Origin of the sequence: Streptomyces formicae (genome assembly GCF_002556545.1) — a bacterium.
In the GTDB taxonomy this organism is placed as follows: Bacteria; Actinomycetota; Actinomycetes; order Streptomycetales; family Streptomycetaceae; genus Streptomyces; species Streptomyces formicae_A.
Genome location: NZ_CP022685.1, coordinates 5051227 through 5063523, shown reverse-complemented (window position 1 = coordinate 5063523; position 12297 = coordinate 5051227). Strand labels below are relative to the sequence as shown.

Sequence of the window (12297 nt, the reverse complement as noted above, 5' to 3'; positions counted from 1 at the left end):
AGGCCATCGAAGGGGATTCCCGCCATGAGTGAACCCACGTACACCGCCGACGTCGCCACCGCCGACGCCACCGCCCCGGTCCTCTCGGTCAGCCCCGTCGTGCTGCCCGCACCCGGCCGCGCCGTCGACCTTCAGGTGCGGGTCTCCGCCCCGGTGACCGGGAGCGACCTGCCGGTCATCCTCCTCTCGCACGGCCTCGGCCCCTCGAACAACCTCTCCTCCCTGAACGGCTACGCCCCGCTCGCCACCTACTGGGCCGCACACGGCTTCGTCGTGATCCAACCCACCCACCTGGACTCCAGGACGCTGGATCCGGCCCCCGACACCGACGCCGGCGCCGCGCCGCACTGGCGCACCCGGGCCGAGGACATGAAGCGCGTCCTCGACGGGCTCGACGCGGTCGAGGACGCCGTCCCGCAGCTCCGCGGCCGTATCGACCACGGCCGGGTCGCCGTGGCCGGGCACTCGATGGGCGGGCACACCGCGAGCCTGCTGCTCGGCGCGAGGCTCACCGATCCGTTCGACGGGAAGGAAGTGGACCTGGCGGAGCCCCGGATCACGGCGGGCGTGCTGCTCGCCGCACCGGGACGCGGCGGCGACGCCCTCACCGAGTTCACGGCGGAGACCTACTCCTTCTTCCTGACCTCGGACTTCTCCACGATGACGACGCCCACGCTCGTCGTCGCGGGGGACCAGGACGCCTCCGCCTTCCTGACGGTCAAGGGCCCTGATTGGCACACGGATCCCTACGTACTCGCCCCGGGGCCCAAGTCCCTGCTCACGCTGTTCGACGCCGGACACGGGCTCGGCGGGATCTCCGGGTACGACGTCGCGGAGACCACCGACGAGAACCCCGAGCGGGTCGCCGCGGTCGGGCGGCTCACCTGCGCCTACCTGCGCAGCGAGCTCTATCCGGGAGATCGGGCCTGGCAGATCGCGCGGGACGCGCTGGCCGCGGGACCCGACCCGCTCGGCCGGGTCGAATCCAAGTAGGCCGGGTCCGGGCGGCCCGTCCCGCGGCGGGCCCAGAGAACTGGCGGCGACGCCCCGTTCCGCTCGGTGTTCCGTGCTGTCACCATGCGGAGTCCAAGGTGTACGGGGGGTCCCCAGCGGGGGCCGGGCGGGAGGCGCACATGGCAGAGGTGTTCTTGCGGCGGCTGAGCCGGTGGCAGGCGGAACAGCAGCGCGAGTCCGTGGCCAGCCTCTACGTAGAGGCCTATCGGGGCAGGGAAGGCGCCGAGTACAGCGACCGGCGGGGATTCCTGCGGCGCTTCGAACACGACGTGCAGCAGCCCGACTTCGACATGGTCGTCGCCGACTCGGCCGGTCTCGTCGGGTGCCTCTACGGGTACCGCGCCGCGCGCGACAGCGACTGGTGGGAGGGGTTCCGCGGCATCCTGCCCGCCGGGATCGAGGAACAGACCGCGTCCGGGCGGGTGTTCCTGCTCAGCGAGCTCATGGTGGCGCCCGCCCAGCGCGGCGCGGGCATCGCGACCCGGCTGCGGACCCTGCTGCTCACCCGGCACACCGCCGATGTCGTCGTCGCCGTCATCAAACAGGACGACACCCAGGGGCGGGAGGTGCTGCAGGCGTGGGACTGGACGAAGCTCGGCGAGTTCGACCCCGCCAAGGAGGGGTGGTTACGGCCGCCTTCGCCGTTGCCCTAAAGAGCCCTGAAGAGGCGGGGAGCTGGACCGTCAGCGGTTTCCCTGGCGGCGGGCCTGCGCCTTCTGCTGCATCCCCCGGGTCTTCGCGGAGATCGAGTCCACCGGGCGCTTGGCCTGCTTGGCGCGGGTCTCCGCCGCGGCGTTCCTGGCCTGCTGGGACTGTTCGCGCGGATCGCGGGACTGGTGCTTGGCCATGATCGGCTCTCCTCCTCGCGTGGGAGCGGCGCTCGCGTGGGAGCGGCGGACCGCCCGCGTGGGGCGGCCATGCCTCACCACTCTCCCCCGCGGGCGCCCACCCGGCATCCGGAGGGCCCTCGGGCCCCGGCCCTGAGGGCCCTCAGACCTTGCTCGCCTTCAGGGAGTACATGAGCGGCATGCGCGGGCGGTCCGCGGGGAACCGGTAGGCGCCGTCGCGGAGTTCGAGCGCCGCGAAGCGCTGGAAGAGCGTGATCTCGCGCTCGCGCAGGAAGTCGATGCGCAGTCCGGCGGCCGCGAGCGCGGAGACGACGTCGCCGATGGGGTGCTGCCACTCGACGGTGCGGTTGTGGACGGTGGGGGTGGTGTCGTCCGCGTAGCCGCCGGGCGTCTCCTCGATCCAGGCGTCGCGCGCGAAGTAGTCGTGCTCGATCCGTGAGCCCGTGGCGTCGTCGAGGATGTCGGCGAGCGGATGGAACTCGGAGAGGTAGAGGAAGCCGCCGGGCGCGACGAGCGAGGCGGCGGTCTCGGCCCAGCGCCGGATGTCGGGGAGCCAGCACAGGGCGCCCACGCCGGTGTAGACGACGTCGTACGAGGAGTCGGGCACCGCTTCGGCCGCGTCGTACACGTCGGCGGCGACGAACGTGGCCCGGTCCGGGGCGAGGCCGAGGTCGGCGGCGAGTTCGCGGGCCGCCTCCACGGCGGGTTCGGAGAAGTCGAGACCGACGACGCGGGAGGCGCCGTGCCTGGCCCAGGAGAGGGTGTCGGCGCCGATGTGGCACTGGAGGTGCAGCAGGGACTTGCCGCGTACGTCGCCCACTTCCGCGACCTCGAAGTCGCGCAGGGCGTCCTTGCCCGCGCGGAAGGCGTCGAGGTCGTAGTAGTCGCTGGCGAGGTGGAGCGGGACCCGCTCGTCCCAGCGTCTCCGGTTGGTCTCGCGCCAGTCCTCGGGCGTCGGGGAGTACATGGTCAAAAGTTATCCACAGGCTGGGGGCCCTCGCCAGCGGATTGTCGGCGGGTGCGGGCACTATGGGGTCATGAGCGAGACGGGTGCCGAGAAGGCGACAGGGTCGGAGTCCATGCCGGACTGGGAGAAGCGGTTCAGGGCGCCGCGGGTGTCGCTGCCCGACTGGGCGGAGGACGCCCCGCAGCGTTCCTTGTTCGTGTCGAACGCGACGGGGACGTACGAGCTGTACGCGTGGGACAGGACGACCGGCGCCCAGCGCCAGGCGACCGACCGGCCGAACGGCACGACGGACGGCGTCCTCTCGCCGGACGGCGAGTGGATCTGGTGGTTCAACGACAAGGACGGCGACGAGTTCGGCGTCTGGCTGCGCCAGCCCTTCGGCGGCGGCCCCGACGAGCCCGCGGTGCCGGGCCTCGACGCCTCGTACCCCGCGGGCCTCGCCCTCGGCAGGGACGGCAGGACGGTGGTCGTGGGACGCTCCACGGACGAGGAGGGGTCCACGATCCACGTCGTACGTCATGACGGCGCGGGCGGCACGGACGGCGCGGCCCCGGTCGAGGTGTACCGGCACCACGAGTCGGCGGGCGTGGGCGACCTGTCGCACGACGGCACGCTGATCGCCGTCGAGCACACGGAACACGGCGACGCGATGCACTCCGCGCTCCGCGTGATCAGGCCGGACGGCTCGACGGTCGCCGAGCTCGACGACACCAAGGGCGGCACGGTCGAGCTGGGCCTGGAGGTGCTCGGCTTCGCCCCGGTCGACGGGGACACCCGGCTCCTGGTCGGGCACCAGCGGCGCGGCCGCTGGGAGCCGATGGTGTGGGACGTCGCGTCGGGCGAGGAGAGCGACCTCGTCCTCGGGCTGCCGGGCGACGTGAGCGCCGAGTGGTATCCGGACGGCTCCGCGCTGCTGATCGCGCACGGCTTCGAGGCGCGCGGCGAGCTGTTCCGCTACGACCTGGCATCGCGCGAGCTGACGCGCATCGAGACGCCCACCGGCTCGGTGTCGGGCGCGACGGCACGCCCCGACGGGACCGTGGAGTACATGTGGTCGTCGGCCGCCGAGCCGCCGGTGGTCCGCTCGACGGCGGGCGGCGTGGTCCTGGACCCGCCCGGCATGAAGGCCCCGGCCTCCGTCCCCGTGGAGGACGTGTGGGTGGACGGGCCCGGCGGCCGCATCCACGCCCTGGTGCAGCGCCCCGCGGGCACTGCGGGCTCATCGGGGCCCCTGCCCACCGTCTTCGAGGTGCACGGCGGCCCGACCTGGCACGACAGCGACTCCTTCGCCGCGGGCCCGGCGGCCTGGGTCGACCACGGGTACGCGGTGGTCCGGGTCAACTACCGAGGCTCCACGGGGTACGGGCGTGAGTGGACGGACGCCCTCAAGCACCGCGTCGGCCTGATCGAGCTGGAGGACATCGCGGCGGTGCGGGAGTGGGCGGTCACCTCGGGCCTCGCCGACCCCGACCGTCTCGTCCTCGCCGGTGGCTCCTGGGGCGGCTACCTGACCCTGCTCGGCCTCGGCACCCAGCCGGACGCCTGGGCGGTCGGCCTGGCCGCGGTCCCCGTCGCGGACTACGTGACGGCGTACCACGACGAGATGGAGGCCCTGAAGGCCATGGACCGCACGCTGCTCGGCGGCACTCCGGAGGAGGTCCCCGAGCGCTTCGCGGCCTCGTCCCCGCTGACGTACGTCGACGAGGTGAAGGCCCCGGTCTACATCTCGGCGGGGGTGAACGACCCGCGCTGCCCGATCCGCCAGGTCGAGAACTACGTGGACCGGCTCGCGGCCCGCGGCGCGGCGCACGAGGTGTACCGGTACGACGCCGGGCACGGGTCGCTGGTCGTGGACGAGCGGATCAAGCAGGTGGCTCTTGAGCTGGAGTTCGCGCAGCGGCATTTGCCTGCGGCGGGCTGAGCGGGGGGGCGGGCCCGCGCCGGTGCGGGCCCGCCCCCACTCGCCGTGGGGGGACGGTTTTCTTACGGGGCCCCGCGTCGGGGGGATTGTGGGGGGCCCGTACCGTGGAGGGTGTGTACCGGTTTCTGCTGACGCCCCGATGGTGGGGGATCAACGTCTTCGTCGTGCTGGCCATCCCCTTCTGCGTCTTCATGGGTTCCTGGCAGCTCGGCCGCTTCGAGGACCGCGTACAGGCGCACGAGTCCGCGAAGGAGCAGGTCGCCGAGCAGAACGAGGAGCGTTCGGCCGCGGCGAAGGAAGGGTCCGCCGCCAAGGCGAAGCCCCTCGACTCGCTGCTTCCCGTCGACAAGGAGACCTCGGGCGAGCTGACCCGGGCCACCGGTCGCTACGGCGAGCAAATGCTCGTCCCCGACCGGAAGTTGGACGACAAGAGCGGCTTCTACGTACTGACCCTGTTGCGTACGGACAGCGGCAAGTCGCTGCCCGTGGTGCGCGGCTGGCTGCCCGGTAACGCGAGCGCCGCGAAGGCCCCCGCCGCGCCGAAGGGCGAGGTCACCGTGGTGGGCTCGTTGCAGGCATCCGAGAGCCCCGGCTCGAACGGCGTGAGCGCCGCGGGCGGTCTGCCCAAGGGGCAGCTGGGCGCGATCAGCTCGGCGTCCCTGGTGAACCTGGTGCCGGACGACCTGTACGACGCGTGGATCACCCTCGACAAGGGCGACTCCGGCATGAAGGCGGTCCCGGCGTCCGCGCCGAACAACACGGGCCTGGACCTCAAGGCCTTCCAGAACCTCGGCTACACCGGCGAGTGGTTCGTCTTCGCGGCCTTCGTGCTCTTCATGTGGTTCCGGCTCTTCCGCCGCGAGAAGGAGTTCGCGCGGGACGCGCGGCTGGGGCTGGTTCCCGAGCAGGCGACCCCCGGGGCCCCCGCCGCCGAGCTCCGCTAGGAAGCGGGCAGCACCCCGGTCCGGTACACCGTCCCCGCGCACGCGTTCGCGATCGTCGTACCCGCCGAAGGGGATCCCGCGGCCGCCGTCAGGGTCACCACGACGCTGCCGTCCTGCACCCCGCCGTCCTCGCGGACCAGCTGCGGCTCCATGCCGGTGGGCGTGCCGCTGTCACCGCCGCCGTTGCCCTCGGTGGGCGTCGGGTTGGGCGTGGGCTCGCCGCCCTCCGCGGGACAGCTCTCGGACGGCACCCAGGCGAAGCGCACCTCGTACGCCGCACCGGGCTGGAGGACGAGCTGGGCCGTCTCCTGCGCGGGGTCGGGCAGACCGGTCGCCGCGTCGCCCGCGGTGTGGTCGAGCACGCCGACCTTCGTGGCGTCGGCCGCGCCCTGCGCCGTCACGGCGACGGCGCCCGCGGCGTCGATCGTGCAGCTGGTGTCGGAGGTGTTGGAGACCCGGAAGCTGCCGTACACCGAGCCGTTGGCCTCGGTCACGCCCGTGGATCCCGAGGCGCCGAGCTGGGCTGCGGCGCAGACCGGCGAGCTGACGGCCTCGGAGCTGCTCGGGTCGGGCGCTCCCGTGCCGCCGCCGCCCGTGCCGCCCTTCTCCTTGCTTTCCTTCTTGTCCTTCTTCTCTTTCTTGTCCTTCGCCTTGGAGGAGTCGGGCTTCTTCCCCGCGCCCTTCTCACCGCTGCCGGGATCCTTGCCCCGGCCCGAACCGCCCTGTGACTCCTGGCTGTTGCCCGCGATCGAGGGGCGGTCGTCCGAGTCGCCGCTGGAGTTGGTGACGTGTACCAGGGCCGGTACGGCGGTGCCGATGAAGAGCGCGGCGGCCGCGAGGCCGACGACGGCCTGTCGCTTGCGGGCCCTGCGGGCCGGTACCGCGTGCCGCAGGCGTTCGAGCGCGCGGTCCGTGGGTTCGATGTCCTCGACGGCCTGCCGCATCATCCGCCGCAGCGCGAGCTCGTCGGAGCCGAAGCCGTCCGCCTCCTGGGGCGCCTCGTCGGCTTCCCCGGCGAGCCCCTGGGGCCCGTCTTCGGCGCCGTGATTCACGTTCTCGTTCCTGCCATGCTGTTCGTGCCCACTCTGCTCATCACGCTTGCGCTCGCTCATGCCGGCGCCTCCATGGCGACCCTGAGGGCGGCGATACCGCGCGAGCCGTACGCCTTGACCGAGCCCAGCGATATGCCCAGGGTCTCGGCGACCTGCGCCTCGGTCATGTCGGCGAAGTAGCGCAGCACGAGGACCTCGCGCTGGCGCCGCTGGAGGCCGCGCATCGCCTTGATCAGCTCGTCGCGCTCGAGGAGGTCGTACGCCCCCTCCTCCGCGCTCGCCATGTCGGGCATCGGCTTGGAGAGCAGCTTGAGCCCGAGGATGCGGCGCCGCAGCGCGGACCGCGAGAGGTTCACGACGGTCTGGCGCAGATAGGCGAGCGTCTTCTCGGGGTCCCGCACCCGCTTGCGCGCGGAGTGGACCCGGATGAACGCCTCCTGCACGACGTCCTCGCAGGAGGCCGTGTCGTCCAGGAGCAGCGCGGCGAGGCCGAGCAGCGACCGGTAGTGGGCGCGGTAGGTCTCGGTCAGGTGGTCGACTGTGGTGCCCGCTGTCATCGCCTCGTCAGCACCCTCGCGCTGCGCCGGGATGCGGGCGGGCCGCGCTGCGGGCATGGGCGCGATCACCGGCATGCCGCCGGGCGCGCGGGGACGACGAGGCGGACGCAGCGCTGCCGCGCCTCTCGCCTGTACCGCTGTGAAGTCGAGTACCTCTGCCACGCCTGTTGGACACGCTTCCCCCCGTCAGGGTTGTACGCGCCCGGCATCGCGTTTGCGGCAGGCCGCGCGCGCACCGTTCCCGGCGATGCATCAAATGCCCCCATGCGTACCAGCTCTTCCCCTATGCCCCATTTTTTTGCGGCGCTTGAGCGACCCCTGAAGGGCGACCGCTAAAGACGCCCCCCACCCCGGTCCGGTTGCAGTGATCGGACACGAAATCTTCGGACGCGGAGTTGATCCAGTTCAAGCGGTCCAGACCATCAAGTTGGACACAGAACTTACACAGATCCCACAAAGGCTTCCGCGCGCGGGGGCACCCGGCGGCGCCGGGGCGGTCAGGCCGTGAACTCCGCCGCCACCAGTTCGGCGATCTGCACCGTGTTCAGCGCGGCGCCCTTGCGGAGGTTGTCCCCGCAGACGAAGAGTTCGAGGGCGGTCGGATCGTCGAGGGACCGCCGCACCCGCCCCACCCAGGTCGGATCGGTGCCCACGACGTCGGCGGGCGTGGGGAACTCCCCCGCCGCCGGGTTGTCGAAGAGCACGACGCCCGGCGCGGTCGCGAGGATCTCGCGCGCGCGGTCGACGGTGACCTCGTCCTCGAACCGCGCGTGCACGGTGAGGGAGTGCGTGGTGATGACGGGCACGCGAACGCAGGTCGCCGCGACCCGCAGTCCCGGCAGCCCGAGGATCTTGCGCGACTCGTCGCGCACCTTCATCTCCTCGGAGGACCAGCCGTCGTCCTTCAGGGACCCGGCCCAGGGCACGACGTTGAGCGCCACGGGCTCGGGGAAGGGCCCGGTGTCGTCGCCCACGGCACGGCGCACGTCACCGGGGCTCGTCCCCAGTTCGCTGCCCGCCACGAGCCGCAGCTGCCTGCGCAGCGTGTCGACGCCCTCGCGGCCCGCCCCGCTCACGGCCTGGTACGAGGAGACGATCAGCTCGCGCAGGCCGAACTCGGCGTGCAGCGCGCCGATGGCGACGATCATCGAAAGGGTCGTGCAGTTGGGATTCGCGACGATGCCGCGCGGGCGCACGCGCGCGGCGTGCGGATTGACCTCGGGCACCACGAGCGGCACGTCCGGGTCCATCCGGAAGGCGGCGGAGTTGTCCACCACCACGACGCCCTTGGCGGTGGCGACGGGCGCCCACTGCGCGGAGACCTCGTCGGGCACGTCGAACACCGCGATGTCGACCCCGTCGAAGACCTCCTCGCTCAGCGCGAGGACCTCGACCTCCTCCCCGCGCACGGCCAGCTTGCGGCCGGCCGAGCGCGGAGAGGCGACGAGACGGATCTCGCCCCAGATGTCGGCGTGCTGCGACAGGATCTGGAGCATGACCGCGCCGACGGCCCCGGTCGCTCCGACGACCGCGAGCGTCGGCTTACGGCTCATCGGCCGGTGCCTCCATAGACCACGGCCTCGTCCGTGTCGGAGTCGAGCCCGAAGGCGGTGTGCACGGCGCGCACGGCCTCGGTGACGTCATCGGCGCGCGTGACGACCGAGATGCGGATCTCGGAGGTCGAGATGAGCTCGATGTTCACGCCCGCGTCGCTGAGCGCCTCGAAGAAGGTCGCGGTGACGCCGGGGTTGGTCTTCATGCCGGCGCCGACGAGGGAGATCTTGGCGATCTGGTCGTCGTAGCGCAGGGAGTCGAAGCCGACGGAGGCGCGGGTCTTCTCCAGGGCGTCGATGGCCCTGCGGCCCTCGGCCTTGGGCAGCGTGAACGAGATGTCGGTGAGCCCGGTGGAGGCCGCGGACACGTTCTGCACGACCATGTCGATGTTGACCTCGGCGTCCGCGATGGCGCGGAAGATCGAGGCGGCCTCGCCCGGCTTGTCCGGCACGCCGACGACGGTGATCTTGGCCTCCGAAGTGTCGTGCGCGACACCGGAGATGATGGCCTGCTCCACCTTGCGGTCCCCTTGCGGTTCGTTGCTGACCCATGTGCCCTGCAGTCCCGAGAAGGAGGACCGCACGTGAATCGGGATGTTGTAGCGACGGGCGTACTCCACGCAGCGGTGGAGCAGCACCTTCGAGCCGGAGCTCGCGAGCTCCAGCATGTCCTCGAACGAGATCCAGTCGATCTTCCGGGCCTTCTTGACGACCCGCGGGTCGGCGGTGAAGACGCCGTCGACGTCCGTGTAGATCTCGCAGACCTCGGCGTCGAGGGCCGCGGCGAGGGCGACAGCGGTCGTGTCGGACCCACCACGCCCGAGCGTGGTGATGTTCTTGCCCTCCTGGCTGACGCCCTGGAACCCGGCGACGATGGCGATGTTGCCCTCGTCGATCGAGTCCCGGATGCGTCCGGGGGTCACATCGATGATCCGCGCTTTGTTGTGGACGGAGTCGGTGATGACGCCGGCCTGGCTGCCCGTGAACGACTGGGCCTCGTGGCCCAGGTTTTTGATCGCCATGGCCAGCAGGGCCATGGAGATGCGCTCACCAGCGGTCAGCAGCATGTCGAATTCACGCCCGGCAGGGATCGGGGATACCTGCCCGGCAAGATCGATCAACTCATCCGTCGTGTCACCCATGGCGGACACCACGACAACGACCTGATGGCCGTTCTTCTTGGCGTCGACAATCCTCTTGGCGACCCGCTTGATGCCCTCGGCATCGGCTACGGAGGAGCCTCCGTACTTCTGCACGACAAGGCTCACGTGCGCTCCTCGCTCAATCCGTTGTGCGGTCGGCTCAGTCTAACGAGCGGCCGAAATTCGCCTCGCCAATATCACATCGTGAGATGTCCCGCTCACGAGTTGATCACCCACGGGCATACGCCTCGCTTCTCGGGACGTACGTTCCGGCCGCTCCGACGGGTCACATGCCCGCTACGGAGCGGGGCACTCCGGAAAGTGGGGTGGGTCACAGGGACCGGTCCGGAGCCTCGGGCCACTGCCAGTGGGGCACCTCGCGCAGCGGGTGCAGTTCGTCCTCGCTCGCCGCATGCGAGTTCTGCTGGGCGACGCGGGTGCCGAACTCGATGTGCGAGCGCACCGCGCCCAGGAACCGCTCGTCGTCCGGGAGCCCGGCCTCCCGCAGCGACTCCAGATAGAGCGCGGCGAACCGCTCCCGCTGCTCGTCGGTGATCTTCAGGTTGCGGTGCACGTCGATGAGGTGCCGGAAGCCGAGCTCGCGGCTGAACCGGTCGGGGCCGCCGAAGGACTCGGCCGTGAACCAGGTCAGGTGGTCGACGTGGTGCGGCTGTCGGCGCGGGAAGACGGCGCGCAGGACGGGGTCGGCGAGGGCCTTCGTGTAGAAGAGCTCCTCCAGTCGGTGGAGCGCTTCCTCCCCGCCCGCGTGGTCGTAGAGACTCTCGTTGCCCTCGACGCGGCGCTCGGCCATGGCGACCCCCTGGTGTCCCCCGGTGACCCACTGCCGCAATCCTGGGCCGTCCCCGTCGGCGCTGCCAAGGGTGCCGACCGCCATCTACGCCGTATGCAGGCGCCGCCCGGCCGCGCGCGGGCGCTACTTGACGGTCCGCAGCCCCAGCGGCCCCGCGATCTCCTCCGCCATGACCTTGCCCGCCTCCTCCTCCAGCGCCGCCTCGGTCAGGTCCTCGTCCGTGTCCAGGCCGTCGAGGTCCTCTAGGGGCTGGTTGAGGCGGACGTGGGCGACCAGCGACTGGAGGGCGCGCAGGGCGGCCGACGCCGTGCTTCCCCAGTTGGAGAAGTACGAGAACTGCCACCACCACAGGGCCTCCACCGTGCGTCCCGCGCGGTAGTGCGCCAGGCCGTGGGAGAGGTCGGCGACCACGTCGGCGAAGTCGTCCGAGATGCGGTGGGCGACGGGCGCCTTGCGGGGCTCGTACGGGTCGAAGACCTCGGAGTAGACGTCCACCGGGTCGAGGAGGGCCGCGAGGCGCTCGCGGAGGTCGTCCACGTCCTGTTCCGGGCCGAGGTCCGGCTCGTAGCGCTCCTCGGGAACGATGTCCTCGTGGGCGCCCAGGCGGCCGCCCGCCAGGAGCAGTTGGGAGACCTCCAGGAGGAGGAAGGGCACGGCCGAGTCCGGCTCGTCGCCCTTGGCGACCTCCCTGACCGAGACGATGAAGCTCTCGATCTGGTCGGAGATCTGTACCGCGAAGTCGTCCGGGTTCTGGGCGATCGCGTGCAGCGTGGCGTCAGACATCTAGGAGTCGTCTCCCCTCGAAGGCGCGGCCCAGGGTGACCTCGTCCGCGTATTCCAGATCTCCCCCGACAGGGAGCCCGCTGGCCAGGCGGGTGACCTTCAGGCCCATGGGCTTGATCATGCGGGCGAGGTACGTCGCCGTGGCCTCGCCCTCCAGGTTCGGGTCGGTGGCCAGGATCAGCTCCGTGACCGTGCCGTCCGCGAGGCGTGCGAGCAGTTCCCGTATGCGCAGATCGTCCGGGCCCACCCCCTCGATGGGGCTGATCGCGCCGCCCAGGACGTGGTACTTGCCCCGGAACTCACGGGTCCGCTCGATCGCCACGACGTCCTTCGGCTCCTCGACCACACAGATGACCGAGAGGTCGCGGCGCGGGTCGCGGCAGATGTTGCAGAGCTCTTCCTGCGCGACGTTCCCGCAGGTCGCGCAGAAGCGGACCTTGTCCTTCACCTCGAGCAGGGCGTGCGCGAGACGGCGTACGTCCGTGGGCTCCGCCTGGAGGATGTGGAAGGCGATCCGCTGCGCGCTCTTGGGACCGACGCCGGGCAGTCTGCCCAGCTCGTCGATGAGGTCCTGGACCACGCCTTCGTACAACGGAACGCCTTTCTGGGGGTACGGGCCCTGCTTGGTACGTACGGTAGTTGGCCCGGGGGGTTCTTAGAAGGTCAGAAGGTTCAGAAGGCCGGAACGGCAGGCCCGGCCGGAAC

13 protein-coding genes are annotated in these 12297 nt (G+C 71.3%); 4 read left to right on the top strand and 9 right to left on the bottom strand.

The genetic code is table 11. The features are described from left to right. Positions 1-24: 24 nt before the first annotated feature. Both KY5_RS21815 and KY5_RS21810 read left to right on the top strand, forming a co-directional pair. The gene (locus tag KY5_RS21815) at positions 25-993 is read left to right on the top strand and encodes an alpha/beta hydrolase family protein (RefSeq protein ID WP_098243840.1); all 969 of its coding nucleotides are present in this window, start codon (positions 25-27) and stop codon (positions 991-993) included. A gap of 140 nt (positions 994-1133) precedes the next feature. Further along, complete coding sequence (locus tag KY5_RS21810) at positions 1134-1667, top strand: hypothetical protein (RefSeq protein ID WP_098243839.1); 534 nt, start codon at positions 1134-1136, stop codon at positions 1665-1667. A gap of 30 nt (positions 1668-1697) precedes the next feature. Here the strand turns inward: KY5_RS21810 and KY5_RS41865 are convergent, their stop codons facing one another. Beyond that, positions 1698-1862, bottom strand: coding sequence for a hypothetical protein (locus KY5_RS41865; RefSeq protein ID WP_159072577.1), 165 nt, complete (start codon positions 1860-1862; stop codon positions 1698-1700). A gap of 142 nt (positions 1863-2004) precedes the next feature. Continuing rightward, positions 2005-2829, bottom strand: coding sequence for a class I SAM-dependent methyltransferase (locus KY5_RS21805; protein WP_098243838.1), 825 nt, complete (start codon positions 2827-2829; stop codon positions 2005-2007). 70 nt (positions 2830-2899) lie between these two features. Between KY5_RS21805 and KY5_RS21800 the strand changes: the two genes are divergently transcribed. Both KY5_RS21800 and KY5_RS21795 read left to right on the top strand, forming a co-directional pair. After that, a complete protein-coding gene (locus tag KY5_RS21800; protein ID WP_098243837.1) occupies positions 2900-4750 on the top strand; it encodes a prolyl oligopeptidase family serine peptidase in 1851 nt (616 codons plus the stop codon). A 113-nt stretch (positions 4751-4863) separates the two neighbouring features. Continuing rightward, positions 4864-5694, top strand: a complete 831-nt coding sequence (locus tag KY5_RS21795) for an SURF1 family protein (protein ID WP_324963570.1) — start codon at positions 4864-4866, stop codon at positions 5692-5694. Here the strand turns inward: KY5_RS21795 and KY5_RS21790 are convergent. From KY5_RS21790 to recR, 7 genes are all read right to left on the bottom strand, one after another. After that, the gene (locus tag KY5_RS21790; protein WP_234362803.1) at positions 5691-6806 is read right to left on the bottom strand and encodes a hypothetical protein; all 1116 of its coding nucleotides are present in this window, start codon (positions 6804-6806) and stop codon (positions 5691-5693) included. The genes KY5_RS21795 and KY5_RS21790 overlap by 4 nt on opposite strands. Continuing rightward, positions 6803-7465 carry a SigE family RNA polymerase sigma factor gene (locus KY5_RS21785; RefSeq protein ID WP_098243835.1) on the bottom strand — a complete coding sequence of 221 codons (663 nt, stop codon included), beginning with the start codon at positions 7463-7465 and terminating at the stop codon, positions 6803-6805. The genes KY5_RS21790 and KY5_RS21785 overlap by 4 nt, the downstream gene beginning before the upstream one ends. A 335-nt stretch (positions 7466-7800) precedes the next feature. Further along, on the bottom strand, positions 7801-8856 hold the full coding sequence (locus tag KY5_RS21780; RefSeq protein WP_098243834.1) for an aspartate-semialdehyde dehydrogenase: 1056 nt from the start codon (positions 8854-8856) through the stop codon (positions 7801-7803). Then, entirely contained in the window at positions 8853-10124 is a 1272-nt protein-coding gene (locus tag KY5_RS21775; RefSeq protein WP_098243833.1) for an aspartate kinase, read from the bottom strand. The genes KY5_RS21780 and KY5_RS21775 overlap by 4 nt, the downstream gene beginning before the upstream one ends. 205 nt (positions 10125-10329) lie before the next feature. Beyond that, positions 10330-10809, bottom strand: a complete 480-nt coding sequence (locus tag KY5_RS21770) for a group II truncated hemoglobin (protein WP_098243832.1) — start codon at positions 10807-10809, stop codon at positions 10330-10332. Positions 10810-10932: 123 nt separating this feature from the next. Further along, the gene (locus KY5_RS21765; protein WP_098243831.1) at positions 10933-11592 is read right to left on the bottom strand and encodes a DUF5063 domain-containing protein; all 660 of its coding nucleotides are present in this window, start codon (positions 11590-11592) and stop codon (positions 10933-10935) included. Beyond that, positions 11585-12184 (bottom strand): recombination mediator RecR, encoded by a 600-nt coding sequence (gene recR / locus KY5_RS21760; protein WP_030781910.1) that lies wholly within the window; start codon positions 12182-12184, stop codon positions 11585-11587. Before recR ends, KY5_RS21765 begins: the two co-directional genes overlap by 8 nt. Positions 12185-12297: the final 113 nt, after the last annotated feature.